This window comes from Rubrivivax gelatinosus (assembly GCF_004340905.1).
Lineage (GTDB): Bacteria > Pseudomonadota > Gammaproteobacteria > Burkholderiales > Burkholderiaceae_C > Rubrivivax > Rubrivivax gelatinosus.
In genome coordinates this window covers 266,084-292,347 of record NZ_SLXD01000002.1, presented here as the reverse complement: position 1 = coordinate 292,347, position 26,264 = coordinate 266,084, and the positions used below count along the sequence as shown (strand labels likewise).

The following is a 26,264-nucleotide window of genomic DNA, read 5'->3' as shown; positions in this document are numbered from 1 at the left end:
AGATGCAGCCTATGAAATCCCTCCTTGCCGCGGTCGCCCTGGTGGCGCTGGCGCCCCTGGCCGGTGCGCAGGAGTTGAAGATCGGCTACGTCAACAGCGAGCGCGTGCTGCGCGAAGCCGCGCCGGCCAAGGCCGCCCAGGCCAAGCTCGAGGCGGAGTTCAGCAAGCGCGAGAAGGAGCTGTCGGACCAGGCCGCCAAGCTCAAGGCCGCGGCCGACAAGCTCGAGAAGGACGGCCCCACGCTCGGCGAGAGCGAGCGCAGCCGCCGGCAGCGAGAGCTCGTCGACCAGGACCGCGAATTCCAGCGCAAGCGCCGCGAGTTCCAGGAGGACCTGAACCAGCGCCGCAACGAGGAACTGGCCAGCGTCGTCGAACGTGCCAACCGCGTCATCAAGCAGATCTTCGATCAGGAGAAGTACGACCTGGTCCTGCAGGAGGTGGTCTTCGCCGGTCCGCGCGTGGACATCACCGACAAGGTGCTGAAGGTCCTGAACGCGCCCGCCGGCGCGGGCAAGTGAACCCGGTCTCCCGCTCGTGCAAGCGCGCATCGGCGACCTGGCCGCGCTGCTCGGCGGCGAGCTGATCGGAGACCCGCAGCACACGGTCGTCCGCGTCGGCACGCTCGAGAGTGCCGAGGCCGACACCATCGGCTTCCTCGCCAACCCCCGCTACCAGGCCCAGCTGGCGACGACACGCGCCGGCTGCGTCATCGTCTCGGCGGCGATGCGCGAGGCAGCCGCCGAGCGCGGCGCCGCGATCGTCGTCGCAGACCCGTACCTGGCCTACGCGCGGCTGTCGCAGTGGTGGGCCGCCCGGCTGCGCGAGCGGCCGGCTCCCGGCATCCACCCGGGCGCAGTCGTCGAGGAAGGCGCGATCGTCGCGCCGGGGGCGTCGGTCGGCGCGCTGGCCTTCGTCGGTGCCGGTGCGGTCATCGAGGCCGGGGCCGTCGTCTCGGCCCAGGCCCACGTCGGCGAGGGCGCCTTCGTCGGCGAGGGCACGGTGCTCAAGCCGCGCTCGATGCTCGCCTTCGGCTGCCGCATCGGCGCGCGCGGCATCGTGCACGGCGGCGCGGTGATCGGCGCCGACGGCTTCGGCTTCGCGCCGGAAGCCGGGCGCTGGACCAAGATCGAGCAGCTCGGCGCCGTGCGCCTGGGTGACGACGTCGAGATCGGCGCCAACACCTGCATCGACCGCGGTGCGCTCGACGACACCGTCGTCGACGACGGCGTGAAGATCGACAACCTGGTGCAGATCGCGCACAACGTGCGCATCGGCGCCCACACCGCGTTCGCGGGCTGCTCGGCCGTGGCAGGCAGCACGCGCATCGGACGCCATTGCACGATCGGCGGGGCGGCCAACATCGTCGGCCACCTGGAGATCTGCGACGGCGTGCACATCAGTGCCGCGACGCTGGTCACGGCCTCGATCCGCAAGCCCGGCCACTACACCGGCGTCTTCCCCTGCGACGACCATGCGTCCTGGGAGAAGAACGCCGCGACCCTGAAACATCTGCATTCCCTGCGTGAGCGCCTGCGGGCGCTGGAGAAGAAGACATCATGAGCGAGCCGGTGCTGGACATCCACAAGATCCTGAAGAAGCTGCCGCACCGTTATCCGATCCTGCTCGTCGACCGTGTCGTCGAGTTCGAGAAGAACGTGCGCATCAAGGCGATCAAGAACGTCACGATCAACGAGCCGTTCTTCATGGGCCACTTCCCGGCGCGCCCGGTGATGCCGGGCGTGATGATGCTCGAGGCCCTGGCGCAGAGCGCGGCGCTGCTGTCCTTCGAGTCGATGGGCACCGAGCCGGGCGACGACACCGTCGTCTACTTCGTCGGCATCGACGGTGCGCGCTTCAAGCGTGTCGTCGAGCCCGGCGACCAGCTCGTGCTCGAGGCCTGGATCGACCGCGCCAAGGGCGGCATCTACAAGTACAAGACACGCGCCAGCGTCGACGGCGAGACCGCGGTCGAAGCCGAGCTGATGTGCACGATGCGGAAGATTGCCTGAGGCCGACATGACCCGGATCCACCCGACGGCCATCGTCGACCCGAAGGCCGAACTCGACGAATCGGTCGTCGTCGGTCCCTACGCGGTGATCGGCGCCGGCGTGCGCATCGCCGCCGGCAGCTCGATCGGCCCGCACTGCATCGTCGAAGGGCCGACCACCATCGGCCGCGACAACACGATCTACGGCCATGCCGCGATTGGCACCGCGCCGCAGGACATGAAGTACCGCGGCGAGCCGACCGAGCTCGTCATCGGCGAGCGCAACACGATCCGCGAGTTCTGCCACTTCAACCGCGGCACGACCCAGGACGGCGGCGTCACGCGCATCGGCGACGACAACTGGATCATGGCCTACGTGCACATCGCGCACGACGTGCAGCTGGGCAGCCGCTGCATCCTGGCCAACAACGCCACGCTGGCCGGCCACGTGCACGTGGGCGACTGGGTCATCGTCGGCGGCCTGACCGGCATCCACCAGTTCTGCCACGTCGGCGCGCACGCGATGACCGGCTTCCAGAGCCACGTCTCGCAGGACGTGCCGCCGTTCATGATGGTCAGCGGCAACCCGCTGGGCGTGCACGGCTTCAACGTCGAGGGCCTGCGCCGACGCGGCTTCTCGCGCGAGCGCATCGGCCTGGTCAAGCAGATGCACCGTCTGCTCTACCGCGACGGGCTGACGCTGGACAAGGCGCGCGAGGCGATCGCCGCGCTCGCCGGCCAGGTCGACGGCGGTGATGCCGACGTCGCGCTGGTGCTGGACTTCCTCGCCGCGTCCACGCGGGGCATCGCGCGCTGAACCCCATGCGACTGGCGATGGTCGCGGGCGAAGCTTCCGGCGACCTGCTCGCCGGACTGCTGCTGGGCGGACTGCGCGAGCGCTGGCCGGCGCTCGCCGCCGCCGGCATCGGCGGCCCGAAGATGGCGGCTCAGGGTTTCGAGGCCTGGTGGCCCAGCGACCGGCTGGCCGTGCACGGCTACGCCGACGCGCTGCGCCACTACCGCGAGATCAAGGGCATTCGCGATCGCCTCGGCGAGCGCCTGCTGGCCGAGCCGCCGGCGGTCTTCGTCGGCGTCGACGCGCCCGACTTCAACCTCGGGCTGGAGAAGCGGCTCAAGGCCGCCGGCATCCCGTCGGTGCACTTCGTCTGTCCGTCGATCTGGGCCTGGCGCGGCGGCCGGGCGAAGAAGATGGCGGCGAGCTGCGACCACGTGCTGTGCCTGTTCCCGTTCGAGCCCGAGCTGCTGCAGCGCCACGGCGTCGCCGCGACCTACGTCGGCCACCCGCTGGCCGACGCGATTCCGGTCGAGCCCCCGCGTGCCGCCGCGCGCGCCGCGCTCGGGCTGGGCGAAGGCGAGCCGGTCGTCGCGCTGCTGCCGGGCAGCCGGCGCGGCGAGATCGAGCACATCGCGCCGGCCTTCCTGCAGGCCGCCGCGCGGATGCACCACCAGCGGCCGGAACTGCGTTTCCTGCTGCCGGTGGCGCCGGGGCTGCGCTCGATGGTCGAGCCGCTGGTCGCCGCACACGCAGGCGACGCGCCGGTGCAACTGCTCGACGGCCGCTCGCACGAGGTGCTGGCCGCCTGCGACGTGACGCTGATCGCCAGCGGCACGGCGACGCTGGAGGCGGCGCTGTTCAAGCGCCCGATGGTCATCGGCTACCGCATGGCCTGGCTGTCGTGGCAGCTGATGCGCCGCATGGGTTATCTGCCCTGGGTCGGCCTGCCCAACATCCTGGAACGCGACTTCGTCGTGCCCGAACTGCTGCAGGATCGCTGCGAGCCCGAGGCCCTGGCCCGCGAGACGCTGGCCTGGCTGGCCGACGAAGCGCGCGTTCGCGCCTTGCAGGCGCGTTTCGTCGACCTGCATCATCTGCTCAAGCGCGACACCGCGCGCCGTGCCACCGATGCCCTCGCGCAAGTCCTCGAAAGCCGCTCCTGAACAGCTGGACCTGGGCTGGCATCCGCCCGGCCTGGTGGCCGGCGTGGACGAAGCCGGCTGCGGGCCGCTGGCCGGGCCGGTGGTTGCTGCCGCGGTGATCCTCGACGACCAGGCGCCGATCGAGGGCCTGGCCGATTCCAAGGTGCTGAGCGCCCGCCAGCGCGAGCGCCTGTTCGACGAGATCCAGGCGCGTGCGCTGTGCGTGTCGATCGCGCTGGCCAGCGTCGAGGAGATCGACACGCTGAACATCCTGCATGCCCGGCTGCTGGCGATGAAGCGTGCCGTCGAGACGCTGCGCCTGCTGCCCAAGCGCGTGATGGTCGACGGCAACCGGCTGCCGGTGCTGCGTTTCCCGGCCGAGGCCGTGGTCGGCGGCGACGCCAAGGTGCCGGCGATCTCGGCCGCGTCCATCGTCGCCAAGGTGCACCGCGACCGGCTCTGCGCCGAGCTGCACGCACGCTGGCCCGACTACGGCTTCGACGGCCACAAGGGCTACCCGACGCGCGTGCATCTGGACGCGCTGCGCCGCCTGGGCGCCTGCCCCGAGCACCGGCGCAGCTTCGCCCCGGTGCGTGCCGCGCTCGAGGCCGCCGAGAAGAGCCCGGCATGACGAGCGTGCGCGCCATCAGTTCGCGCGACAACCCGCTGCTGGCGCGCGTGCGCCGGCTGGCGCAGGACGGCAACGCCTACCGCCGTGCCGGCCAGGTCTGGCTGGAGGGCGACCACCTCTGCTCGGCGCTGCGCGCGCGCGGCCGGCCGGCGGCGCAGGCGCTCGTCGCCGCCAGCGCCTGGGAGCAGGGCGGCGCGCTGCGTGATCTCGCCGGCTGGGCGCCGGCCGTGGCGGTGGTCGACGACACGCTGTTGGCCGCCGCCAGCGGCCTGGAGTCGCCGGCGAAGATCGGTTTCCTGATCGACGCGCCGGCCGGCGGCACGGTGCAGCCCGACGCTCACGGCGTCGTGCTCGACCGCGTGCAGGACGCCGGCAACGTCGGCAGCATCCTGCGCAGCGCCGCGGCGCTGGGCGCGACCCAGGTGCTGGCGCTGAAAGGCACGGCCTCGCTGTGGTCGCCCAAGGTGCTGCGCGCCGGCATGGGCGCGCATTTCGCGCTCAACCTCGTCGAAGGACTGGACGAGGCCGCGCTCGAAGCACTGGCGGTGCCTCTGGTGGCGACGCTGCCGCATGCCGGCGCGACGCTGCGCGAGGCGGCGCTGCCGCCGCGCTGCGCCTGGGTGCTGGGGCACGAAGGGCAGGGCGTGTCGCCCACGCTGCAGGCGCGCTGCACGCTGGCGGTGCGCATTCCGCAGCCCGGCGGCGAGGAGTCGCTGAACGTCGCCGCCGCGGCGGCGATCTGCCTGTACGAGTCGGCCGCGCGCGCGCCTCAGTAGATCAGCCGGTCCGGGCGGATGTCGCGCAGGATCGTCGTCGCGATCTCCTCGATCGACTTGTGCGTCGACGACAGCCACTGGATGCCGTCGCGGCGCATCATCGTCTCGGCTTCGCTGACCTCGTAGCGGCAGTTCTCGATCGCCGCGTAGCGGCTGCCCGGGCGGCGTTCGTTGCGGATCTGCGCCAGCCGCGTCGGGTCGATCGTCAGGCCGAAACACTTCTTGCGGTGCGGCGCCAGCATCGACGGCAGCTTGCCGCGCTCGAAGTCTTCCGGGATCAGCGGGTAGTTGGCCGCCTTCACGCCGTGCTGCATCGCGAGATACAGCGAGGTCGGAGTCTTGCCGCAGCGGCTGACGCCGACGAGGATGACGTCGGCGAGATCGAGGTTGCGCGAGCTCTGACCGTCGTCGTGCGCGAGGCTGAAGTTGATCGCCTCGATGCGGTCGTTGTACTCCTGGCTCTGGCTGGCGTCGTTGAAGCGGCCGACGCGGTGGTTGGACTTGACGCCGAGCTCGTCTTCCAGCGGCTCGACGAAGGTGCGGAACATGTCCAGCACCATGCCGTTGACGCCCGGGCCGGTGACACGGGCGCGGATCTGCGGCTCCACGAGCGTGATGAAGACCACCGGCCGGCGGCCCTCGCGTTCGGCGACTTCGTTGATCTCGGCGACCACGGTGTCGGCCTTCTCGAGCGTGTCGATGAAGGGGCGGCGCACATGGCGCATCTTCACCGGGAACTGGTTGAGGATGGAGTTGCCGAAGGTCTCGGCCGTGATGCCGGTGCCGTCGGACACGAAGAAGACGCTGCGTTCGCTCATGGGGTCGGATTGGGGCGCCGGTGCCCCGTATCTGGTCATCATAGGGAAAGAGTTCCGTAGAATGCCTGCGAAGCATCCTGCCTTCACCTCGACGTGACCACCCCCGGCCGACAAACAGAATCCACAAGCGCTGGAGCGAGGGGTCAGAGCGTGCCTGCGGCAGCACCGGTTTTCTCACATCACGGAGCTTTCCCACCATGTCCCAGGCCAACTTGGCGACCGCCCTGGTCGTCCCGTTCGAACAACTTCGCATGACCGACGTCGAGGTCGTAGGCGGCAAGAACGCCTCCCTCGGCGAAATGATCAGTCAACTGGCCGCCACCGGCGTGCGCGTTCCCGGCGGGTTCGCGACGACGGCGCACGCCTTCCGTCTCTTCCTGCGCCACGGCGGCCTCGCCGAGCGCATCGAGGCGCGCCTGGCCACGCTCGACACCGACGACGTGCGTGCGCTGGCCGAGGCCGGCGCCGAGATCCGGCGCTGGATCGTCGAGACGCCGTTCCCGGCCGACCTCGAGGCTGCGATCCGCGCCCAGTACAAGCTGCTCGCCGACGACCACCCCGGCGCGAGCTTCGCCGTGCGCTCTTCGGCCACCGCCGAAGACCTGCCCGACGCCTCGTTCGCCGGCCAGCAGGAGACCTTCCTCAACGTGAGCGGCATCGACTCGGTGCTGCACCACATGAAGGAGGTCTTCGCCTCCCTCTACAACGACCGCGCGATCAGCTACCGCGTGCACAAGGGCTTCGCCCACGCCGACGTCGCGCTGTCGGCCGGCGTGCAGCGCATGGTGCGCTCGGACCTCGGCGCCGCCGGCGTGATGTTCACGATCGACACCGAGTCGGGCTTCCCCGACGCGGTGCTGATCACCTCCGCCTACGGCCTGGGCGAGACCGTCGTGCAGGGCTCGGTCAACCCCGACGAGTTCTACGTCTTCAAGCCGGCGCTGGCCGCGGGCAAGTTCCCGATCATCCGCCGCGTGCTGGGCAGCAAGCTGCAGCGCATGGAGTTCGCGTCCGACGAGGAGCGGTCCGCCGGCAGCCGCCTCGTCAAGGTCGTCGATAACCCGCCCGAGATGCGCAACCGCTACTCGCTGGCCGACGCCGACATCGTCGAGCTGGCCAAGTACGCGCAGATCATCGAGAAGCACTACGGCCGCCCGATGGACATCGAGTGGGGCAAGGATGGCGGCGACGGCCGCATCTACATCCTGCAGGCCCGCCCGGAGACCGTGAAGAGCCAGGCCGCCGGCAAGGTCGAGCACCGCTACAAGCTCAAGGGCCAGGGCACCGTGCTCGCCGAGGGCCGCGCGATCGGCCAGAAGATCGGCACCGGCCCGGTGCGCCTGGTGCGCTCGCCGGCCGAGATGGACCGCGTGCAGCCCGGCGACGTGCTCGTCACCGACATGACCGACCCGAACTGGGAACCGGTGATGAAGCGTGCCGCGGCCATCGTCACCAACCGCGGCGGCCGCACCTGCCACGCGGCGATCATCGCGCGTGAGCTCGGCATCCCGGCCGTCGTCGGCTGCGGCGACGCCACCGAGCGTGTGCTCGACGGCGCGCTGGTCACCGTCGCCTGCTCCGAGGGCGACACCGGCCGCGTCTACGACGGCCTGCTGGAGACCGAGGTCAGCGAGGTGCAGCGTGGCGAGATGCCGTACTGCCCGGTGAAGATCATGATGAACGTCGGCAACCCGCAGCTGGCCTTCGACTTCGCGCAGATGCCCAATTCGGGTGTCGGCCTGGCGCGCCTCGAGTTCATCATCAACAACAACATCGGCGTGCACCCGAAGGCGATCCTCGACTACCCGAACGTCGACGCCGACCTGAAGAAGGCCGTCGAGTCGGTGGCCCGTGGCCACGCCTCGCCGCGTGCGTTCTACGTCGACAAGCTGGTCGAAGGCATCGCGACGATCGCCGCCGCGTTCTTCCCCAAGCCGGTCATCGTGCGCCTGTCGGACTTCAAGTCCAACGAGTACCGCAAGCTCATCGGCGGCACGCGCTACGAGCCGGAGGAAGAGAACCCGATGCTGGGCTTCCGCGGTGCCAGCCGCTACATCAGCAGCGACTTCGCCGAAGCCTTCGCGATGGAGTGCGAGGCGCTCAAGCGCGTGCGCGGCGAGATGGGCCTGAACAACGTCGAGATCATGGTGCCCTTCGTGCGCACCGTGCGCCAGGCCGAGCGCGTGGCGCAGATGCTCGCCGAGCGCGGCCTGAAGCGCGGCGTCGACGGCCTGCGCCTGATCATGATGTGCGAGGTGCCGAGCAATGCCATCCTGGCGGACCAGTTCCTCGAGCACTTCGACGGCATGTCGATCGGCTCCAACGACCTGACCCAGCTGACGCTGGGCCTGGACCGCGACTCGGGGCTGGAACTGCTGGCCAACGACTTCGACGAACGCGATCCGGCGGTCAAGGCGATGATCTCGCGCGCCATCGCCGCCTGCCGCGCCACCGGCAAGTACATCGGCATCTGCGGCCAGGGCCCCAGCGACCACCCGGACTTCGCCGAGTGGCTGGCCGCGGAAGGCATCGTGTCCATCTCGCTGAACCCGGACACGGTCGTCGACACCTGGCAGCGTCTGGCCAAGCGCTGACCCCGCGCCGGGCCGCATGTCCTCGGTCGGCAGCGGGGTGACGGCCAGCGGCGCGCGGGGTTTCCGCCGCCGCCTGCACGGCGCCTACCTGCTGTACACGCTGGCGCTGGCCGGCTTCATCGGGCTGATGGCGGCAGCCGAGCGTTTCGGGCTCGGCCGCAACCTCATCGGGCTGACGATGCTGCTGGGCACCGTCGTGCTGTACGCGGCCATCGGCCTGCGCTGCCGCACCTCGGACTCGGCCGAGTACTACGTCGCGGGCCGGCGCGTGCCGGCCTTCTACAACGGCATGGCGACCTCGGCCGACTGGATGAGCGCCGCCTCGTTCATCGGCCTGGCCGGCACCCTGTACCTCAGCGGCTACAACGGGCTGGCCTTCGTCATCGGCTGGACCGGTGGTTTCTGCCTCGTCGCGCTGCTGATCGCGCCGTACCTGCGCAAGTTCGCCGAGTACACGATCCCCGACTTCCTCGGCGCACGCTACGGCGGCACGATGCCGCGCCTGGTCGGCATCGTAGCCGCGGTCGTCGTCTCCTTCGTCTACGTCGTCGCGCAGATCTACGGCGTTGGCCTGATCGTCGCGCGTTTCACCGGCTTCGGCTTCGAGATCGGCATCTTCGTCGGCCTGGGCGGCGTGCTCGTCTGCTCGTTCCTGGGCGGCATGCGCGCCGTCACCTGGACCCAGGTCGCGCAGTGCATCATCCTCGTCGTCGCCTACCTGGCGCCGGTGGCCTGGCTGTCGCTGAAGGTCACCGGCAACCCCGTGCCGCAGGTGGCGATGGGGCAGGTGCTGCAGTCGGTCACCGAGCGCGAGGCGCAGCTCGTCGCCGACATCGCCGAGCGCGACGTCATGGCCGCCTACGCCCAGCGTGCGGCGGTCGCCGGGGCCAAGCTGCTGGACGTGCCGGCGGCGATGGCCGACGACCGGGCCGCGGCGCAGCGCCGCGTCGAGCAACTGATGGAGGCGGCGGCGCCGCTGGCCGAGGTTCAGGCCGCACGGCGTGAACTCGCCGCGCTGCCGCGCACCGAGGACGAGGCGCGCCGGCGCTACGCCGACGAGCTGGCCGCGGCCGAGGCCTGGTCGCAGCCGCTGGGCGGCATGCCGCCGCATGCCCGGGCCTTCGCGGCCAACCCGCGTGGCGACGACCCGGCGGCGCGCATCAGCGACGAACACTCCCGGCGCAACTTCCTGGCGCTGGTCTTCTGCCTGATGCTGGGCACCGCCGGGCTGCCGCACATCCTGACGCGCTTCTACACCACGCCTTCGGTGCGCGAGTCGCGCCGGGCGGTCGGCTGGACGCTGCTGTTCATCTGCGCGCTCTACCTCACGGCGCCCGCGCTGGCGCTGCTGGTCAAGCACGAGGTCTTCAACAGCCTCGTCGGCACGCCGTTCGACCGCCTGCCGGCGTGGATCGCGAGCTGGGCCAAGGTCGACCCGTCGCTGGTGCAGGTCAGCGACGTCAACGGCGACGGCATCCTGCAGCTCGGCGAGCTGCACATCGGCGCCGACCTGGTGACGCTGGCCGCGCCGGAGATCGCCGGGCTGCCGTACGTGATCTCGGCGATGGTCGCCGTGGGCGGCCTGGCCGCGGCGCTGTCCACCGCCGACGGACTGCTGCTGACGATCTCCAACGCGCTGTCGCACGACTTGTACTACCGCGTCATCGACCCCAACCGCCCGAGCTCGCGCCGCGTCGCGGTGTCCAAGGTGCTGCTGCTCGTCGTGGCGCTGGCCGCGGCCTACGTCGCGTCGATGCGCGTGGCCGACATCCTGTTCCTCGTCGCCGCGGCGTTCTCGCTGGCGGCCTCGTCGATCTTCCCGGCGCTGGTGCTGGGCGTGTTCTGGAAACGCGCCAACCGCTGGGGCTGCGTCAGCGGCATGCTGCTCGGGCTGGCCGTCACCAGCTACTACATGGCGACGACCCAGCCCTGGCTGCGCGGGCTGTTCGGCGTCTGGCGGCCGATCGAGGACTGCCTGTGGTTCGGCATCGCGCCGATCGCCGCCGGCGTGTTCGGCGTGCCGGCGGCCCTGGCGGCGATGGTCATCGTCAGCCTGCTGACCCCGCGGCCCGGGCCGGTCAGCGACGCGCTGGTCGACCGCATCCGCGACCCCCGGCCCGAACACTGACCGCCGGCTGTCCGGGGCGCGCTTTCCGGGCTATAATCATCGGCTTTTCGCCTTGCCGCACCCGTGAACCAGACGCTACGGGGCGGCTTTCCGAAACGGGAAACCCACGAGGAGATTCAATGCGTCACTACGAGATCGTTCTGCTGATCCATCCGGATCAAAGCGAACAGGTTCCGGCCATGCTGGAACGCTACAAGACCCTGGTCACCGCCGGTGGCGGCAAGGTCCATCGGGTCGAGGATTGGGGCCGCCGTCAGCTGGCCTACATGATCCAGAAGCTCGCCAAGGCCCACTACCTGTGCCTGAACATCGAGTGCGACAAGCCTGTGCTCGAGGAGCTGGAGACCGGCTTCCGCTTCAACGACGCCGTCCTGCGCCACCTCACGGTGCGCAAGGAAAAGGCCGAGACGACGCCGTCGATCATGATGAAGGCGGTCGAGCGCGAAGAATCGCGCAAGGCCAGCCAGCAGGAGGCTGCGGCCTGACGCACACGTCTGCGCCTGCCACCGCGGGGTGTCGATGAACCGGCTGGTTCTCTCGGCGCAACTGGTGGAGCGGGGCGCGCTGCGGTACACCCCTGCCGGCCTTCCGGCCCTGGACCTGAGCTTGAAGCACGAGTCCGAGGTCGTCGAGAACGGCAGTCCTCGCAAGGTCTCCCTGGAGATCCGGGCGCTGGCGATCGGGGCGGACATCACCGCGGTGCTCACCACGCTGGCGCTGGGCAGCGACGCCGAATTCGGCGGCTTCCTGGCAGCCCTGCGCAACGGACGCGGCATGCGGTTCCACATCACGTCGGTCGCCCCCGTAGGCTGACCGGTCCACTGTTCCGGATAGTTTTCAGCATTCCCAGGAGGTCTTATGGCTCCCCCCCGTGGCAAGGGTCGCTTCTCGAAGGACAAGCGTCCGAAGCGCAACACCCAGTCGCTCCTGTTCCGTCGCAAGCGCTTCTGCCGCTTCACCGTCGCCGGCGTCGAACAGATCGACTACAAGGAAATCGACACGCTGCGTGACTTCATCAGCGAGAACGGCAAGATCACGCCGGCTCGTCTGACCGGCACGCGCGCCTACTACCAGCGCCAGCTGACGACGGCGATCAAGCGCGCCCGCTATCTCGCGCTGCTGCCGTACTCCGATCAGCACAAGGTCTGAGGAGCGACGACATGCAAGTGATCCTGCTGGAAAAAGTCGCCAAGCTCGGCAACCTCGGTGACATCGTCAAGGTCAAGGACGGCTACGCCCGCAACTTCCTGATCCCGACCAAGCTCGCGCGCCGCGCGACCGACGCCGCGATCAAGGAGTTCGCCGAGCGCCGCGCCGAACTCGAGAAGGTCGCCGCCGCCAAGCTCGCCGCCGCCCAGACCCTGGGCGAGCAGCTCGCCGGCTCCACCGTGCGCATCGTGCAGAAGGCCGGCGTCGACGGCCGTCTGTTCGGCTCGGTGACCAACGCCGACATCGCCGACGCGCTGACGCAAGCCGGCAAGGCGGTGCAGAAGTCGCAGGTGCGCCTGCCCAACGGTCCGCTGAAGACCGTCGGCGAGCACCCGGTGGCCGTCGCCCCGCACGGCGACGTCGTCGTCGAGCTCACCGTGCAAGTGGTTGCACAGGCGGACTGAAGCGCCTACGCTTCGTCCACCCTTCTGAAGAAGGCCGGCGTTTCGCCGGCCTTCTTCGTTTTGGGCTTCACCAGTTGTCCCCCGGCCGTCCCCCGGCGGCTCCCAGGCTGTCCACAGACTTGCCCACAGATCCCATGTCCGCGCTGTTCGAATCCCGTAGTTCCGCTCCCGACGACGAGGTCGCCCGGCTGCGCGTGCCGCCTCACTCGAACGAAGCCGAGCAGAGCGTGCTCGGCGGCCTGCTGATCGACAACCTGTCCTGGGACCGCGCCGCCGACCTGCTCACCGACAGCGACTTCTACCGTTACGAACACAAGCTGATCTTCGCCGCCATCGCCGGCCTGGTGAACCAGAGCAAGCCGGCCGACGTGATCACCGTCTTCGAGCAGCTGCAGAGCCTGGGCAAGGCCGAGGACTGCGGCGGCCTGGCCTACCTGAACGCGCTGGCGCAGAGCGTGCCCAGCGCGGCGAACATGCGTCGCTACGCGGAGATCGTGCGCGAGCGCGCGGTGCTGCGAAAGCTGATCGCCGCGGCCGACGAGATCGCGACCAACGCCTTCAACCCGCAGGGCCGGGCGGTGACGGCGATCCTGGACGAGGCCGAAGGCAACATCTTCAAGATCGGCGAAGAAGGTTCGCGCCAGAAACAGGGTTTCCAGGGCATCGACAAGCTGGTCGTCGAACTGATCGACCGCGTGCAGGAGCTGCACGACAACGGCGCCGAGGAAGTGACCGGCGTGCGCACCGGCTTCTACGACATGGACCGCATGACCGCGGGCCTGCAGAAGGGCGATCTGATCATCCTCGCGGCACGCCCGTCGATGGGCAAGACCGCGTTCGCGCTGAACATCGCCGAGAACGTCGCCGTCGCCGAAGGGCTGCCGGTGCTCGTGTATTCCATGGAAATGGGCGCCTCGCAGCTGGCGCTGCGTCTGGTCGGCTCGCTGGGCCGCATCGACCAGCAGAACCTGCGCACCGGCCGCCTGCGCACCGAGGAGTGGGAGCGGCTGACCGAGGCCGTCGACAAGCTCGGTCAGGTGCAGCTGTTCATCGACGAGACGCCGGCGCTGACCGCGCCTGAACTGCGTGCCCGGGCGCGGCGCATGGCGCGCCAGTACGGCCAGCTCGGGCTGATCGTCATCGACTACCTGCAGCTGATGAGCGGCTCGTCGTCCAGCAACGGCGAGAACCGCGCCACCGAGATCGGCGAGATCTCGCGTGGCCTGAAGGCGCTGGCCAAGGAGCTGCAGTGCCCGGTGATCGCGCTGTCGCAGCTCAACCGCTCGGTCGAGACGCGCACCGACAAGCGGCCGATGATGAGCGACCTGCGCGAATCGGGCGCCATCGAGCAGGACGCGGACATCATCATGTTCATCTACCGCGACGAGTACTACAACAAGGACAGCAAGGACCCCGGCGTCGCGGAAGTCATCATCGGCAAGCAGCGTAACGGCCCGGTCGGCACCGTGCGCCTGGCCTTCCTGAAGCCGCTGACCAAGTTCGAGAACCTCGCCCCCGACGCGATGTCGGATTACTAGACCGGGGCGGGTGCGGCATGCTGTATAAAACAACAGCATGTCACCGCCCCGCAACCTCCGTCCGCCCGTCCCGCCGCCGGCCACGCCGGCGAACGCCCCGCTGAAGGGTCGCGGCACGACCTGGGCCATCGCCCACCGCTTCGAGCGCGACGAGCGGGAGGTCTTCGACGACGGCTGGGGTGCGCTGGACGCCGCGGCCGGCGAGCTGCCGAGCCCGCTGCCGACCCAGGTCCTCGAGGAGCACGCTGGCCGCATCCTGTCCGAGAACGACTCGCCCGACATCGGCTTCGAGGTCTCCCTCAACCCCTACCGCGGCTGCGAGCACGGCTGCATCTATTGCTACGCGCGGCCGTCGCACGCCTATCTCGGCTGGTCGCCGGGGCTGGACTTCGAGACCCGGCTGGTGGCCAAGGTCAACGCCGCCGAACGCCTTCGCGCCGCGCTCGGTGCACGCGGCTACCGGCCGCGGCCGATCGCCATCGGTACCGTCACCGACGCCTATCAGCCGATCGAACGCCGCCTGGGCATCACGCGCGCGGTGCTGGAGGTGCTGCACGAGGCGCGGCACCCGTTCTCGCTGATCACCAAGTCGGCGCTGGTCGAGCGCGACCTGGACCTGATCGCGCCGATGGCGGCCGCCGGTCGTGCCTGCGTGGACATCACGCTGACGACGCTGGACGCGGCGTTGGCGCGCCGGCTGGAGCCGCGTGCCGCGGCGCCCGAACGCCGGCTGCGCACGATCCGCGCGCTGTCCAGCGCCGGCGTGCCGGTGGGTGTCAGCGTCTCGCCGCTGATTCCTTTCGTCAATGAGCCCGAGCTCGAGCGTGTGCTCGAGGCGGCGCACCAGGCCGGCGCGGTGCGCGCCTTCGCCATCGTGCTGCGCCTGCCGTCGGAGGTCTCGCCGCTGTTTCGCCACTGGCTGGAGCAGCATTTCCCCGACCGGGCCGCGCGCGTCATGGCCCGTGTGCAGGAGATGCGTGGCGGCCGTGACAACGAACCCCGTTTCGGCAGCCGCATGCGCGGCGAGGGCGTCTGGGCCGAACTGCTGCGCCAGCGCCTGCGCAAGGCCTGCGAGCGCCTGGGCCTGCAGCACCGTCACCAGCGGCTGGACGGGTCGGCGTTCGTGCCGCCGTCGGCCCCGGCCGCCGACGCCCAGCAGCGCCTGTTCTGATGCCGCGCGCTCAGGCCGCGGCTGCGACCGGCGGCTCGGGCTCGGCGCCCAGCGCGCTGGCGACAGCGCCACGCAGCGCCAGGCCACCGGCCTTTCGCCCCGGAGCGTCGCCGATCGGCAGCCTGCCCGACTGCGTGAAGTACCGCAGGCGCAGGTCTTCGATCGTCGCCTTCAGATCGTCGGCGCCTTCGATCTTGTCGTGGTGGCGCTGCAGCACGAGGCGTGCGGTGTCGATCAGCTTGCTGTTGAGCGAGGCGCGGCCGTTGTCCAGCAGCGTGCGCACCGCGGAGCCAGGGTCCCCGGCGACGCTGAAGGCCATGGCCGCCTCCGATACCTCGAGCACCCGGTGGTGGCAGGTGCGGATGCGTTCGACGAACGGCGCATGCGGCCCGGCGGCGCGGGCCAGCAACTCGGTCAGGGCGCGCGCGGTGCAGTGGCGCAGCCCGATCGCGTCCACCCATTCGTCGGCCTGCTCGATCGTGTAGCCGGCGTCGGCCAGGCGCGCCAGCAGCGTGAGCAGGTTGCCGGCGGCTTCCAGGTCGAAGGAGGCTTCGCGGACCTCGAGTGCCAGGTCGGCCAGGGCCTGCAGGGCGTCGTGGTGCTGCAGGCGCAGCGCCAGTTCCAGTACGCGTACCACGGCGCCGAAGCGCAGCAGTCGCTGGCTGTCCGGGGTGCGCGAAATGATGTGCTCCAGGTTCTCGGCGCAGCGCTGCAGGCCTTTGGTGTCGGACTGGCGCCAGCGCAGGAAGGCCAGCAGCACCAGCGTCTGCGGATCGAACATCTTCGAGGTGATGCCGATGCTGACGGCGCGTTCGAGCGAGCGCAGCGCGTCGTCGTAGCGCTCGAGATAGAACGACAGGATGCCGAGCTTCTGCAGCCGGCCGACCGAGTCCGGTGTCAGCGACGCGGCACGCAGCAGCACCGCCGCCGCCTCCTCCAGATTGCCCTGGTCGAGGTGGATGCGGCCCATCACGTCGTACGCATCGACGAAGCTGGGCTGGTCCTCGACCAGGCTCTCCAGCGTCGACAGCGCGTTGTTCGGTTCGTTGCTCTCGACCTGGGCCCGCGCCACGCCGAGCCGGGCCCAGGGCAGGGCCTGGGCCTTGATGACGGCTTCGTACAGGTCCCAGGCCTCGCGGTGGCGGCCGCTGGACAGCAGCAGCTCGGCGCCGATGCGTGCGGCGAACAACCAGAACTCGCCGCGCTCCTCGAAGCGTTTGACGCACAGCTGCGCGGCTTCGTCGAAGCGGCCCTCGTCGACGGCTTCGAAGATCTGCTTGAGCACGCGCTTGCGCCGCCGCGCGTGCAGCAGCCGGTCGCCGAGCGCGGACGCGGTGTGCGGCTTGATCAGGAAGCTGTCCAGCGCCGACTCGGCGGCCTCGGCCACCTTGTTGTAGGTGGCCTCGCCGCTGATCATGATGAACACCGTCGACAGCGGCAGCAGCTGGTGGCGCCTCAGGTCGTCCAGCAGTTGCTGCCCGGCGGCGTCGTTGCCGGCGAAGTTGTTCTCGCACAGCACGATGTCGAAGGGCTTGGCCTCCAGCTGGCTGCGGGCGTCGGCAACCCGGCCGCATTGCGCGACGGTGCCGATGCCGAAGTCGCGCAACTGGGACACGAGGATGCTGCGCGAGGTCGGATTCGAGTCGATGACCAGCGCCCTGCTCAGGTGGATGTCGCGGTCGAGCATCATCGCTGCACCTCACCGGGCGAAAGTGCGCCGCCCACGGAACGCGAGGGCTGCGGGCGACGGGCGAAGGCGAGGGCGACCATTTCTGATCCTTGTCGGTCGTCGCGCCTCCGCGCTTGAGGAAGAAATCCCCGGTTCGCGGGAATACCCTTACTTGAACAGGTCTTTCACCCGATCCGTCCAGCTCTTGGCGTTGGGCGAGTGGCGGTCGCCGCCTTTGCGAAAGGACTCGTCGAGCTCACGCAGCAGCTTGCGCTGATGTTCCGTCAGCTTCACCGGCGTTTCCACCGTGACGTGCGCGTAGAGATCGCCCGGGTAGCTGGAGCGGATGCCCTTGATGCCCTTGCCGCGCAGGCGGAAGGTCTTGCCGTGCTGGGTGCCCTCGGGCAGCTCGATCTCGGCCTTGGATCCCAGCGTCGGCACCTCGATCGTGCCGCCGAGCGCCGCGGTCGTCATGCCGACCGGCACGGTGCAGTGCAGGTCGTCGCCGTCGCGCTCGAAGATCTCGTGCTGCTTGATGCGGATCTCGATGTAGAGATCGCCCGGCGGCCCGCCGTTGGTGCCCGGCTCGCCGTTGCCGGCCGAGCGGATGCGCATGCCTTCGTTGATGCCGGCGGGGATCTTCACCTCCAGCGTCTTCTGGCGCTTGATCTTGCCGGCGCCGCCGCAGCTGGGGCAGGGCTCGGGAATGATCTTGCCGCTGCCGTGGCAGTGCGGGCAGGTCTGCTGGATGCTGAAGAAACCCTGTCGCAGGTGCACCGTGCCCGAACCCGAGCAGGTCGGGCAGGTCTTGGGGCTGGTGCCGGGCTTGGCGCCGCTGCCGTGGCAGGTCTCGCAGCCCTCCCAGCTCGGGATGCGGATCTGCGACTCCTTGCCGGCGGCGGCTTCCTCCAGCGTGATCTCCATCGCGTAGCTGAGGTCGCTGCCGCGGTAGACCTGCTGGCCGCCGCCGCGACGGCTGCCGCCGGCGCCACCGAAGATGTCGCCGAAGATGTCACCGAAGGCCTCGGCGAAGCCGCCGAAGCCCTCGGGGCCGGCGCCGCGGCCGCCCATGTTCGGGTCGACGCCGGCGTGGCCGTACTGGTCGTAGGCGGCGCGCTTTTGCGCATCGGAGAGCATCTCGTAGGCCTCCTTGACCTCCTTGAACTTCTCTTCCGCCTTCTTCGCCTCGTCACCCTGGTTGCGGTCAGGGTGATACTTCATGGCCAGTTTGCGATAGGCCTTCTTGATGTCGTCGTCCGAGGCGTTCTTCGCCACGCCGAGGATTTCGTAGTAGTCGCGCTTTGCCATGGGGTTGCCGTGAACAGCCAGTCGTCAAGCGTAAACGCCGCGCAGGGGTGCCGGGACGGGCCGGCACGCCTGGACGCGGCGGGAAATCACGGCCGGACGCGCTGCGCCCGGCCGCAGGAAGATCACTTCTTGACTTCCTTGAACTCGGCGTCGACGACGTTGTCGTCGGCCGGCCTGGAGGACGAGGGCTGCGGTGCCTCGTCGGCACCGGCGGCAGCGCCGGCCGCGGCCTGCGCCGCCTGGGCGTCGGCGTAGACCTTCTCGCCGAGCTTCTGGCTGGCACTCATCAGGGCCTCGGTCTTGGCCTCGATGGCGGCCTTGTCCTCGCCCTTGAGCGCTTCTTCCAGATCCTTCAGCGCCGCCTCGATCTTTTCCTTCTCGCCGGCGTCGAGCTTGTCGCCGTGCTCGCCCAGCGTCTTGCGCACCGAGTGCAGCATCGCGTCGCCCTGGTTGCGGGCCTGGACGATCTCGAGCTTCTTCTTGTCCTCGGCGGCGTTGGCCTCGGCGTCCTTCACCATCTTCTCGATCTCGGCCTCGGACAGGCCCGAGTTCGCCTTGATGGTGATCTTGTTCTCCTTGCCGGTGCCCTTGTCCTTGGCGCTGACGTGCAGGATGCCGTTGGCGTCGATGTCGAAGGTGACCTCGATCTGCGGCAGGCCGCGCGGCGCCGGCGGGATGCCCTCGAGGTTGAACTCGCCCAGGCTCTTGTTGCCCGAGGCCAGCTCACGCTCGCCCTGGAAGACCTTGATCGTCACCGCCGGCTGGTTGTCGTCGGCGGTCGAGAACACCTGCGAGAACTTGGTCGGGATCGTGGTGTTCTTCTTGATCATCTTGGTCATCACGCCGCCCAGGGTCTCGATGCCCAGCGACAGCGGCGTGACGTCCAGCAGCAGCACGTCCTTGCGCTCGCCGCCCAGGACCTGGCCCTGGATCGCGGCGCCGACGGCCACCGCCTCGTCGGGGTTGACGTCGCGGCGCGGCTCCTTGCCGAAGAACTCCTTGACCTTGTCCTGCACCTTGGGCATGCGGCTCATGCCGCCGACCAGGATCACGTCGTCGATCTCGCCGACCTTGACGCCGGCATCCTTGATGGCGATGCGGCAGGGCTCGATCGTGCGCTCGATCAGCTCGTCGACCAGGGCTTCGAGCTTGGCGCGCGTGAGCTTGATGTTCAGGTGCTTCGGGCCCGACGCGTCGGCCGTGATGTACGGCAGGTTGATGTCGGTCTGCGAGCTGTTGGACAGCTCGATCTTGGCCTTCTCGGCGGCTTCCTTCAGGCGCTGCAGGGCGAGCACGTCCTTGGTCAGGTCGACGCCCTGTTCCTTCTTGAACTCGCCGATGATGTAGTCGATGACGCGCTGGTCGAAGTCCTCGCCGCCGAGGAAGGTGTCGCCGTTGGTCGACAGCACCTCGAACTGCTTCTCGCCGTCGACGTCGGCGATCTCGATGATCGAGATGTCGAAGGTGCCGCCGCCCAGGTCGTAGACGGCGATCTTGCGGTCGCCCTTGCCGGCCTTGTCCAGGCCGAAGGCGAGCGCCGCGGCCGTCGGCTCGTTGATGATGCGCTTGACCTCGAGGCCGGCGATGCGGCCGGCGTCCTTGGTCGCCTGGCGCTGGCTGTCGTTGAAGTAGGCCGGCACCGTGATCACGGCCTCGGTCACTTCCTCGCCGAGGTAGTCCTCGGCGGTCTTCTTCATCTTGCGCAGCACCTCGGCGCTGACCTGCGGCGGCGCGAGCTTCTTGCCGCGCACCTCGACCCAGGCGTCACCGTTGTCGGCCGCCGAGATCGTGTAGGGCATCAGGTCGATGTCCTTCTGAACTTCCTTCTCGGTGAACTTGCGGCCGATCAGGCGCTTCACCGCGTACAGCGTGTTGCGCGGGTTCGTGACCGCCTGGCGCTTGGCCGAGGCGCCGACGAGGATCTCGCCATCGTCCTGGTAGGCGATGATCGACGGCGTCGTGCGCGCGCCTTCACTGTTCTCGATGACCTTGGTCGTGTTGCCTTCCATCACGGCCACGCACGAGTTCGTGGTGCCCAGGTCGATGCCGATGATCTTTCCCATGGTGTTCTCCTGATGTCTGGATCCGGTTGTCTTGGAGTTGTGGCTGCCGGGCGGCGTTTTCAAGCCCGGCGCCCGCGAGCGGTGGTCAGGACTTCGGTGCGGCGACCGTGACGAGCGCCGGGCGCAGCACGCGGTCGGCGATCAGGTAGCCCTTCTGCAGCACGGCGACGACGGTGTTCGCCTCCTGGTCGGCCGGCACCACGCTGATCGCCTGATGCTGGTGCGGGTCGAACTTCGTGCCCGCCGGTGGCGCGATCTGCACGACCTTGTTGCGCTCCAGCGCCTGCGTCAGCTGGCGCAGCGTCGCGTGCGTGCCTTCGAGCAGCTGCTCGGGCGTCGCGTTCTGGATCGCGATCGCGGCCTCGAGGCTGTCCTTCACCGGCAGCATGCTCTCGGCGAAAGCCTCGACGGCGAACTTGCGCGCCTTGGACAGTTCCTCTTCGGCGCGGCGGCGGATGTTCTCGGTCTCGGCCTTGGCACGCAGGTAGGCGTCGGCGACCTCGGCGTGTTTGGCCTCGAGTTCGGCCAGGCGCGCCTCGGCGCTCGGCGCGGCCTCGGCCGCGGCGGCAGCCGCCTCGGCGGCCTCGGGGGACGGGGTGTCGGGGGTATACGGATTCGCGTTCATGGGCGGTTCTGGCAAAACTCGGACGCAGTTGGGGCCTTGCGGCGGGCTTTCAAGAGTTCGTGTCGTCGAGGCTCGCGCTCCAGCGGTTCCAGTCGGCCAGCTTGCGCCGGTCGCGTTTGGTCGGACGGCCCTGTTCGATCGTGGCGGCGGGTTCGGGCTGCAGGCGGCGGGCCTCGGCGGCGCGTTCGCGCGCGGCGATGCTGTCGGCAGTCTCGCGGTACAGCGTCTGCGCGACCGGCGCCGGGCCGCGCACGGTCCCCAGCAGCAGCACGTCGACGACACGTTCGATGCCGCCCTGGCGCAGCGTGACGCGGTCGCCCAGGTGCAGTTCCCGCGCCGGCTTGGCCACCAGGCCGTTGACGCTCACGCGGCCGCGGTCGGCTTCGTCGGCGGCGATGGCTCGCGTCTTGTAGAAGCGGGCGGCCCACAACCACTTGTCCAGCCGCACCCGGGTGTCGTTCATCGGATCTCCTGGCCGGATGGCGGCCGATCGGGGTGCATGCCCCCTCGTGCCGCCTTCAGATCGTCGCGCCCAGCGCGATGGCGCGCTCGCGCGACTCGCTTGCCTGCGCCGGATCGGCTCCGGCGCGCGTGTCCCAGCCTGCCATGTGACGCTCCGCGACCGTCGCCAGCGCTTCGATCCACGCCGGCTGGTCGTTGAGGCAGGGGATGTACTCGAACCGTTCTCCGCCGCAGGCGAGGAAGGCCTCGCGAGCCTCCTCGTTGATCTCCTCGAGCGTCTCCAGGCAGTCGGAAACGAAGCCCGGGCACATCACGTCGACGCGGCGCAGGCCCTCGGCGGCCAGCCGCCGCAGCGTCGGCTCGGTATAGGGCTCCAGCCACTTGGCGTTGCCGAAGCGGCTCTGGAAGGTGACGACGACACGCTCGGGCGGCAGCTCCAGGCATTCGCGCAGCAGGCGCGCGGTCTTGTGGCACTGGCAGTGGTAGGGGTCGCCGAGCACCAGCGTGCGGTGCGGCACGCCGTGGAAGCTCAGCAGGAGTCGCTCGCCCTGGCCGTGCTCGCGCCAGTGCGCACGCACGCGTGCGGCCAGCGCCTCGACGTAGCCGGAGTCGTCGTGGTACTCGTTGATGAAGCGGAACTCCGGGATGCGGCGCGCGCCGACGCTCCAGGCCATCACGGCGTCGGCGACGCTGCCGGTGGTCGCGCTGGCGTACTGCGGGTACAGCGGCAGCACCAGCACGCGTGTGGCACCCTCGGCGCGCAGCGCGTCCAGGCCGCGCGCCACCGAAGGTTCGCCGTAGCGCATCGCCACGCGCACCTGCACACGATGCCCGCGCGCCCGCAGCGCCTGCGACAGCCCGACGGCCTGGCGGTCGCTCCAGACGGCCAGCGGCGAGCCCTCGGGCGTCCAGATCGTCGCGTACTTGGCCGCCGACTTGGCCGGGCGTGTGCTCAGCACGATGCCGTAGAGGATCGGCAGCCACAGGATGCGCGGGATCTCGACCACCCGCGGATCCGACAGGAACTCGGCGAGATAGCGGCGCAGTGCCGCCGGAGTGGGCTCCGACGGCGTGCCCAGGTTGACCAGCAGCACGCCGACGCGTTCGACGTCGCCGTGGCGGTGAGGAGGCTCGGGCCGCAGCGTCATGCCGCCGGGCCGCGCTCGCCGCGCTGCAGTTCGGCGAGCATCGCCTCGACGGTCACCGGCTTGGTCCAGCAACCGTCGAACCCGGCCGCGGCGGCCCGTTCGGCGACCTGCGCCGGTTCGTCCGCGGTGCACAGGAAGGCCGGCAGACGGCGTCCACCCAGTGCCTGGCGCAGTGCCGGCAGGAGTTCGAAGCCATTGGTGTCGGGCAGGTGGAGGTCGATGACCAGGGCCTCGGCGGCAAACACGGCCGCCAGTTCCAGCGCTTCGGCACCGGTGCCGGCGCAGGCGACCTCGAAGTCGCCCGCGCAGCGGCAGGTTTCCTCGAAGAGCAGGGTGTTGATCCGATCGTCGTCGACGTACAGCACGCGCATGTCGTGGGCCGTGGATGCTAGAGCAGGTCCGCTGCGAGCAGCGGCTGGGTGTCGCCGAAACGGAGGACGTCGAACAGCACGCAGGTCGCAGCCGGGTCGCCGGGCGAGCCACCCAGGCCGATCTCGCCGCTGCCGTGCAGCGTGCAACTGCCGCGGCGAAGGCTGACGATCTCGCCATCGGCAAAGCGCACGTAGGTGCCGTTGTAGCTGAGGTCGGTGAGCTGGAAGGCGCCACCGTGCCAGTCGACGCGCGCGTGCGAGCGCGAGACACGCGAGTCGTCGACGCGGAACTCGGACTGCGGGCCGCGCCCGAGCACCACCGGCATCTGCCGGCTGGCGAAGATGTCGTGGTGGTCGACCCATTCCAGCCGCAGTCCGTCGGGCTCGGACACGGGCGCGGAGTCGCCGGCGAACTGCGTCGGCGGCAGGTCGGTGCCGGGGCGGCCGCCGAGCACGAACACCTGCACCGGTTCGACTCGGCCGCGCAGCACCATGCGGTCCAGGCAGCGAAAGCGCGAGCGTGTCTGCTCGGGCAGGCCCTGCAGGACCTCGGCGGTGACGAGCGTCTCGTTGTCGCCCGCGTGGTCGAGCAGCCGGGCGGCGACGTTGACGGCGTCGCCGTAGCAGTCGCCGGCCATCTCCACGACTTCGCCGCGGGCCATCGCGATCTGCAGCTTCAGGTCGCGCAAGCCGGTGGACGCGCCGTGCTGGTGGCCCCGGCTGGTGATGGCGTCGAGAACCTCGTGTATCACCGCCGCGGCCTGCAGCGCGCTCGTCGGCCTCGGGAAGACGGCCATCAGGCCGTCACCCAGCGTCTTGACGACATGGCCGCCGAAATCGGACACCGGACGCGTCAGCGAACCGACGCAATGCGTCACCACCGACGTGGCCTCGGCATTGCCGAGCGTCTCGTACAGCGCGGTGCTGCCCCGAAGATCGGCGAACAGCACGGTGAGGTCGGAGATCTGCGTCATTCAGCGCGCAATTTTATCGCTTTCCCCTTCCGACGCAGGGGGTGGGGATGCCGCTTCTGGGGTCGTGCCCAAGCACGCGCGCGATGCGGCGGAGCGCCGCCGCATCCCGAGGACCCCAGACAGCGGCCGCCTGCGGCGGCGACCTGCCTGGCCAATCAAAGATTGTCCAGATACGTCCGCAGCTTGTGGCTGCGCCGCCCGCTGCGCGCTCGCCGTCGCGAGCGGCCGCCTGCGGCGGCTTGGTATCTGGCCAATCAAAGATTGTCCAGATACGTCCGCAGCTTGTCCGAGCGGCTCGGGTGCTTGAGCTTGCGGATCGCCTTGGCCTCGATCTGGCGGATGCGTTCACGCGTGACGTCGAACTGCTTGCCGACTTCCTCCAGCGTGTGGTCGGTGCTCATCTCGATGCCGAAACGCATGCGCAGCACCTTGGCTTCGCGCGGCGTCAGGCTGTCGAGGATGTCCTTGACCACTTCGCGCAGGCCGGCCTGCATCGCGGCGTCCACCGGGGCCACGTTGTTCGTGTCCTCGATGAAGTCGCCCAGGTGGCTGTCGTCGTCGTCGCCGATCGGCGTCTCCATGGAGATCGGCTCCTTGGCGATCTTCATGATCTTGCGGATCTTGTCCTCGGGGATCTCCATCTTCTCGGCCAGCGTCGGCGCGTCGGGTTCGAAGCCGAACTCCTGCAGGTGCTGGCGCGAGATGCGGTTCATCTTGTTGATCGTCTCGATCATGTGAACCGGGATGCGGATCGTGCGCGCCTGGTCGGCGATCGAGCGCGTGATCGCCTGGCGGATCCACCAGGTGGCGTAGGTCGAGAACTTGTAGCCGCGGCGGTATTCGAACTTGTCGACCGCCTTCATCAGGCCGATGTTGCCTTCCTGGATCAGGTCCAGGAACTGCAGGCCGCGGTTGGTGTACTTCTTCGCGATCGAGATCACCAGGCGCAGGTTGGCCTCGATCATCTCCTTCTTCGCGTCGCGGCTGGCCTTCTCGCCGGCGTTCATGTGCTTGTTGATCTGCTTCAGGTCGTCGAGCGGGACGACCGCGCGCGCCTGCAGGTCGATCAGCTTCTGCTGCAGTTCCTGCACCGCCGGCAGGTTGCGGCCGAGCACCGCCGAGTACGGCTTGCCCGCCGCAGCTTCCTTTTCCGCCCACTTCAGGTTCAGCACGTTGGGCGGGAAGGTCTTGATGAACTGTTCCTGCGGCATGCCGCACTTGTCGACGACGATCTTGCGGATCTCGCGCTCGTAGCGGCGCACGTCGTCGACCTGGGCGCGCAGGATCTGGCACAGCTTCTCGATCGTCTTGACCGTGAAGCGGATCGTCATCAGGTCCTGGCTGATCGCTTCCTGGGCCTTGTTGTAGGACGACGACTTGTAGCCTTCCTTCTCGTAGGCCTTGCGCATGCGGTCGAAGTGCGAGCGCAGCGCGTCGAACTTCTCCAGCGCCTGCTTCTTCAGCTCCTCGAGCTTCTTCGTCAGCGCCTTGCTGCCACCGGCGCCGTCGTCGTCGTCGTCCTCGTCGAACTCGTCGAAGTCTTCCTCGGCGACGTAGTCGTCGGCCTCGTCGTCGCTGACGAAACCATCCACCACCTCGGAGATCTGCATCTCGCCGGCGGCGATCTTGTCGGCCATCGCCAGGATCTCGGCGATCGTCGTCGGGCTGGCGCTGATGGCCAGCATCATCGCCTGCAGGCCGCCTTCGATGCGCTTGGCGATCTCGATCTCGCCTTCACGCGTGAGCAGCTCGACCGAACCCATCTCGCGCATGTACATGCGCACCGGGTCGGTGGTGCGGCCGAACTCGCTGTCGACGGTCGACAGCGCGGCTTCGGCGGCCTCCTCGGCTTCCTCGTCGGTGGCGGTGGCGGTGTTGCTGCCGCTGATGAGCAGCGTCGCGGCATCGGGCGCCTGCTCGTAGACCGCGATGCCCATGTCGTTGAGCATCGAGACGATGGCCTCGAGGATCTCGTTGTCGACCAGCTTCTCGGGCAGGTGGTCGTTGATCTCCTGGTGGGTCAGGAAACCACGCGTCTTGCCCATCTTGATGAGGGTCTTCAGCTCCTGGCGGCGCTTGGCGACTTCCTCTTCGGTGAGCATGGTCTCGTCGAGACCGAACTCGCGCATCAGCGCGCGCTCCTTGGCGCGGCTGACCTTCATGCGCAGCGGCTTGGCCTTGGCTTCCTTGCCCTCGACCGCGTCGACCTCGGCTTCGACCTCGACTTCCGGCTCGACCTCGAGCTCGGCCTCGATCTCGACCTCGAGATCCTCCTCTTCCGTCGCCTTCTTGGCTTCCTTCTTGCCGGCTTTGGCCTTCGGGTCGGCCTTGGCGGTCTTCTTCGCCGGCTTGACGGTTTCGACGGCGGCAGCCTTGGCCTTGGCGGTCTTGGCCTCGGTGGCGTCGGCAGGGGCAGCGGATGCGGGCTTCTTGGCGGTCATGCGGTTCC

25 protein-coding genes are annotated in these 26,264 nt (G+C 69.3%); 15 read left to right on the top strand and 10 right to left on the bottom strand.

Annotation, left to right across the window (positions count from 1 at the left end; translation table 11 throughout):
- Nucleotides 1-11: 11 nt before the first annotated feature.
- The 7 genes from EV684_RS04520 to EV684_RS04490 are packed head-to-tail and all read left to right on the top strand — an operon-like array spanning nt 12 to nt 5,333.
- Nucleotides 12-518, top strand: a complete 507-nt coding sequence (locus tag EV684_RS04520) for an OmpH family outer membrane protein (protein ID WP_165908397.1) — start codon at nt 12-14, stop codon at nt 516-518.
- A gap of 16 nt (nt 519-534) precedes the next feature.
- Nucleotides 535-1,560: a UDP-3-O-(3-hydroxymyristoyl)glucosamine N-acyltransferase gene (gene lpxD / locus EV684_RS04515; RefSeq protein WP_132645015.1), complete on the top strand. Its 1,026-nt coding sequence runs from the start codon at nt 535-537 to the stop codon at nt 1,558-1,560.
- Nucleotides 1,561-1,568: 8 nt separating this feature from the next.
- A complete protein-coding gene (fabZ, locus tag EV684_RS04510; RefSeq protein ID WP_043785411.1) occupies nt 1,569-2,009 on the top strand; it encodes a 3-hydroxyacyl-ACP dehydratase FabZ in 441 nt (146 codons plus the stop codon).
- Nucleotides 2,010-2,016: 7 nt separating this feature from the next.
- Entirely contained in the window at nt 2,017-2,805 is a 789-nt protein-coding gene (lpxA, locus tag EV684_RS04505) for an acyl-ACP--UDP-N-acetylglucosamine O-acyltransferase (protein WP_132645014.1), read from the top strand.
- Between the two features lie 5 nt (nt 2,806-2,810).
- Complete coding sequence (gene lpxB / locus EV684_RS04500) at nt 2,811-3,947, top strand: lipid-A-disaccharide synthase (RefSeq protein ID WP_132645013.1); 1,137 nt, start codon at nt 2,811-2,813, stop codon at nt 3,945-3,947.
- Nucleotides 3,913-4,557: a ribonuclease HII gene (rnhB, locus tag EV684_RS04495; RefSeq protein ID WP_132645012.1), complete on the top strand. Its 645-nt coding sequence runs from the start codon at nt 3,913-3,915 to the stop codon at nt 4,555-4,557. The genes lpxB and rnhB overlap by 35 nt, the downstream gene beginning before the upstream one ends.
- A complete protein-coding gene (locus EV684_RS04490) occupies nt 4,554-5,333 on the top strand; it encodes a TrmH family RNA methyltransferase (protein ID WP_132645011.1) in 780 nt (259 codons plus the stop codon). The genes rnhB and EV684_RS04490 overlap by 4 nt, the downstream gene beginning before the upstream one ends.
- Here EV684_RS04490 and ppsR read toward each other — a convergent pair.
- Nucleotides 5,327-6,151, bottom strand: a complete 825-nt coding sequence (gene ppsR / locus EV684_RS04485) for a posphoenolpyruvate synthetase regulatory kinase/phosphorylase PpsR (protein WP_132645010.1) — start codon at nt 6,149-6,151, stop codon at nt 5,327-5,329. The two genes, EV684_RS04490 and ppsR, sit on opposite strands and share 7 nt — an antisense overlap.
- 197 nt (nt 6,152-6,348) lie before the next feature.
- Here ppsR and ppsA point away from each other — a divergent pair, with 197 nt between their 5' ends.
- The 8 genes from ppsA to EV684_RS04445 all read left to right on the top strand — a co-directional run bounded on the left by ppsA (nt 6,349) and on the right by EV684_RS04445 (nt 15,195).
- Complete coding sequence (gene ppsA / locus EV684_RS04480; protein ID WP_132645009.1) at nt 6,349-8,745, top strand: phosphoenolpyruvate synthase; 2,397 nt, start codon at nt 6,349-6,351, stop codon at nt 8,743-8,745.
- 16 nt (nt 8,746-8,761) lie between these two features.
- Nucleotides 8,762-10,873 carry a sodium:solute symporter family protein gene (locus tag EV684_RS04475; RefSeq protein ID WP_132645008.1) on the top strand — a complete coding sequence of 704 codons (2,112 nt, stop codon included), beginning with the start codon at nt 8,762-8,764 and terminating at the stop codon, nt 10,871-10,873.
- Nucleotides 10,874-10,992: 119 nt separating this feature from the next.
- Nucleotides 10,993-11,358 carry a 30S ribosomal protein S6 gene (rpsF, locus tag EV684_RS04470; protein ID WP_132645007.1) on the top strand — a complete coding sequence of 122 codons (366 nt, stop codon included), beginning with the start codon at nt 10,993-10,995 and terminating at the stop codon, nt 11,356-11,358.
- Between the two features lie 34 nt (nt 11,359-11,392).
- Nucleotides 11,393-11,686 carry a primosomal replication protein N gene (gene priB / locus EV684_RS04465; RefSeq protein ID WP_132645006.1) on the top strand — a complete coding sequence of 98 codons (294 nt, stop codon included), beginning with the start codon at nt 11,393-11,395 and terminating at the stop codon, nt 11,684-11,686.
- Between the two features lie 45 nt (nt 11,687-11,731).
- Complete coding sequence (gene rpsR, locus EV684_RS04460; RefSeq protein WP_029718341.1) at nt 11,732-12,022, top strand: 30S ribosomal protein S18; 291 nt, start codon at nt 11,732-11,734, stop codon at nt 12,020-12,022.
- A gap of 11 nt (nt 12,023-12,033) precedes the next feature.
- Nucleotides 12,034-12,486, top strand: coding sequence for a 50S ribosomal protein L9 (gene rplI, locus EV684_RS04455; RefSeq protein ID WP_132645005.1), 453 nt, complete (start codon nt 12,034-12,036; stop codon nt 12,484-12,486).
- Between the two features lie 134 nt (nt 12,487-12,620).
- The gene (gene dnaB, locus EV684_RS04450; RefSeq protein WP_132645004.1) at nt 12,621-14,024 is read left to right on the top strand and encodes a replicative DNA helicase; all 1,404 of its coding nucleotides are present in this window, start codon (nt 12,621-12,623) and stop codon (nt 14,022-14,024) included.
- 37 nt (nt 14,025-14,061) lie between these two features.
- Entirely contained in the window at nt 14,062-15,195 is a 1,134-nt protein-coding gene (locus EV684_RS04445; protein ID WP_132645003.1) for a PA0069 family radical SAM protein, read from the top strand.
- 10 nt (nt 15,196-15,205) lie between these two features.
- On the opposite strand, the gene EV684_RS04440 is transcribed toward EV684_RS04445, so the two are convergent.
- The 9 genes from EV684_RS04440 to rpoD form a co-directional block, all read right to left on the bottom strand.
- Nucleotides 15,206-16,885, bottom strand: coding sequence for a response regulator (locus EV684_RS04440; protein ID WP_132645002.1), 1,680 nt, complete (start codon nt 16,883-16,885; stop codon nt 15,206-15,208).
- A gap of 147 nt (nt 16,886-17,032) precedes the next feature.
- Nucleotides 17,033-18,172 (bottom strand): molecular chaperone DnaJ, encoded by a 1,140-nt coding sequence (gene dnaJ, locus EV684_RS04435; protein ID WP_132645001.1) that lies wholly within the window; start codon nt 18,170-18,172, stop codon nt 17,033-17,035.
- Nucleotides 18,173-18,294: 122 nt separating this feature from the next.
- Nucleotides 18,295-20,235 carry a molecular chaperone DnaK gene (gene dnaK / locus EV684_RS04430; protein ID WP_132645000.1) on the bottom strand — a complete coding sequence of 647 codons (1,941 nt, stop codon included), beginning with the start codon at nt 20,233-20,235 and terminating at the stop codon, nt 18,295-18,297.
- An 85-nt stretch (nt 20,236-20,320) separates the two neighbouring features.
- The gene (gene grpE / locus EV684_RS04425; RefSeq protein ID WP_132644999.1) at nt 20,321-20,860 is read right to left on the bottom strand and encodes a nucleotide exchange factor GrpE; all 540 of its coding nucleotides are present in this window, start codon (nt 20,858-20,860) and stop codon (nt 20,321-20,323) included.
- Nucleotides 20,861-20,909: 49 nt separating this feature from the next.
- Entirely contained in the window at nt 20,910-21,323 is a 414-nt protein-coding gene (locus EV684_RS04420; protein WP_132644998.1) for an RNA-binding S4 domain-containing protein, read from the bottom strand.
- Nucleotides 21,324-21,378: 55 nt separating this feature from the next.
- The gene (hemH, locus tag EV684_RS04415; RefSeq protein ID WP_132644997.1) at nt 21,379-22,470 is read right to left on the bottom strand and encodes a ferrochelatase; all 1,092 of its coding nucleotides are present in this window, start codon (nt 22,468-22,470) and stop codon (nt 21,379-21,381) included.
- Complete coding sequence (locus EV684_RS04410; RefSeq protein ID WP_132644996.1) at nt 22,467-22,841, bottom strand: response regulator; 375 nt, start codon at nt 22,839-22,841, stop codon at nt 22,467-22,469. The genes hemH and EV684_RS04410 overlap by 4 nt, the downstream gene beginning before the upstream one ends.
- A gap of 17 nt (nt 22,842-22,858) precedes the next feature.
- On the bottom strand, nt 22,859-23,815 hold the full coding sequence (locus tag EV684_RS04405) for an adenylate/guanylate cyclase domain-containing protein (RefSeq protein WP_132644995.1): 957 nt from the start codon (nt 23,813-23,815) through the stop codon (nt 22,859-22,861).
- A gap of 254 nt (nt 23,816-24,069) precedes the next feature.
- Nucleotides 24,070-26,256, bottom strand: a complete 2,187-nt coding sequence (gene rpoD, locus EV684_RS04400) for an RNA polymerase sigma factor RpoD (RefSeq protein WP_132644994.1) — start codon at nt 26,254-26,256, stop codon at nt 24,070-24,072.
- Between the last annotated feature and the right edge of the window lie 8 nt (nt 26,257-26,264).

Excerpts from the sequence above, each read along its gene's own strand:
- grpE (WP_132644999.1), bottom strand. The coding sequence starts at position 20,860 with ATGAACGCGAATCCGTATACCCCCGACACCCCGTCCCCCGAGGCCGCC.
- EV684_RS04520 (WP_165908397.1), top strand. The coding sequence starts at position 12 with ATGAAATCCCTCCTTGCCGCGGTCGCCCTGGTGGCGCTGGCGCCCCTG.
- ppsR (WP_132645010.1), bottom strand. The coding sequence starts at position 6,151 with ATGAGCGAACGCAGCGTCTTCTTCGTGTCCGACGGCACCGGCATCACG.
- dnaK (WP_132645000.1), bottom strand. The coding sequence starts at position 20,235 with ATGGGAAAGATCATCGGCATCGACCTGGGCACCACGAACTCGTGCGTG.
- rpsF (WP_132645007.1), top strand. The coding sequence starts at position 10,993 with ATGCGTCACTACGAGATCGTTCTGCTGATCCATCCGGATCAAAGCGAA.
- lpxA (WP_132645014.1), top strand. The coding sequence starts at position 2,017 with ATGACCCGGATCCACCCGACGGCCATCGTCGACCCGAAGGCCGAACTC.
- dnaB (WP_132645004.1), top strand. The coding sequence starts at position 12,621 with ATGTCCGCGCTGTTCGAATCCCGTAGTTCCGCTCCCGACGACGAGGTC.
- rplI (WP_132645005.1), top strand. The coding sequence starts at position 12,034 with ATGCAAGTGATCCTGCTGGAAAAAGTCGCCAAGCTCGGCAACCTCGGT.
- lpxB (WP_132645013.1), top strand. The coding sequence starts at position 2,811 with ATGCGACTGGCGATGGTCGCGGGCGAAGCTTCCGGCGACCTGCTCGCC.
- rpoD (WP_132644994.1), bottom strand. The coding sequence starts at position 26,256 with ATGACCGCCAAGAAGCCCGCATCCGCTGCCCCTGCCGACGCCACCGAG.
- EV684_RS04490 (WP_132645011.1), top strand. The coding sequence starts at position 4,554 with ATGACGAGCGTGCGCGCCATCAGTTCGCGCGACAACCCGCTGCTGGCG.
- rnhB (WP_132645012.1), top strand. The coding sequence starts at position 3,913 with ATGCCCTCGCGCAAGTCCTCGAAAGCCGCTCCTGAACAGCTGGACCTG.
- EV684_RS04420 (WP_132644998.1), bottom strand. The coding sequence starts at position 21,323 with ATGAACGACACCCGGGTGCGGCTGGACAAGTGGTTGTGGGCCGCCCGC.
- EV684_RS04445 (WP_132645003.1), top strand. The coding sequence starts at position 14,062 with ATGTCACCGCCCCGCAACCTCCGTCCGCCCGTCCCGCCGCCGGCCACG.
- ppsA (WP_132645009.1), top strand. The coding sequence starts at position 6,349 with ATGTCCCAGGCCAACTTGGCGACCGCCCTGGTCGTCCCGTTCGAACAA.
- EV684_RS04410 (WP_132644996.1), bottom strand. The coding sequence starts at position 22,841 with ATGCGCGTGCTGTACGTCGACGACGATCGGATCAACACCCTGCTCTTC.
- EV684_RS04440 (WP_132645002.1), bottom strand. The coding sequence starts at position 16,885 with ATGATGCTCGACCGCGACATCCACCTGAGCAGGGCGCTGGTCATCGAC.
- EV684_RS04475 (WP_132645008.1), top strand. The coding sequence starts at position 8,762 with ATGTCCTCGGTCGGCAGCGGGGTGACGGCCAGCGGCGCGCGGGGTTTC.
- rpsR (WP_029718341.1), top strand. The coding sequence starts at position 11,732 with ATGGCTCCCCCCCGTGGCAAGGGTCGCTTCTCGAAGGACAAGCGTCCG.
- priB (WP_132645006.1), top strand. The coding sequence starts at position 11,393 with ATGAACCGGCTGGTTCTCTCGGCGCAACTGGTGGAGCGGGGCGCGCTG.
- hemH (WP_132644997.1), bottom strand. The coding sequence starts at position 22,470 with ATGACGCTGCGGCCCGAGCCTCCTCACCGCCACGGCGACGTCGAACGC.
- EV684_RS04405 (WP_132644995.1), bottom strand. The coding sequence starts at position 23,815 with ATGACGCAGATCTCCGACCTCACCGTGCTGTTCGCCGATCTTCGGGGC.
- dnaJ (WP_132645001.1), bottom strand. The coding sequence starts at position 18,172 with ATGGCAAAGCGCGACTACTACGAAATCCTCGGCGTGGCGAAGAACGCC.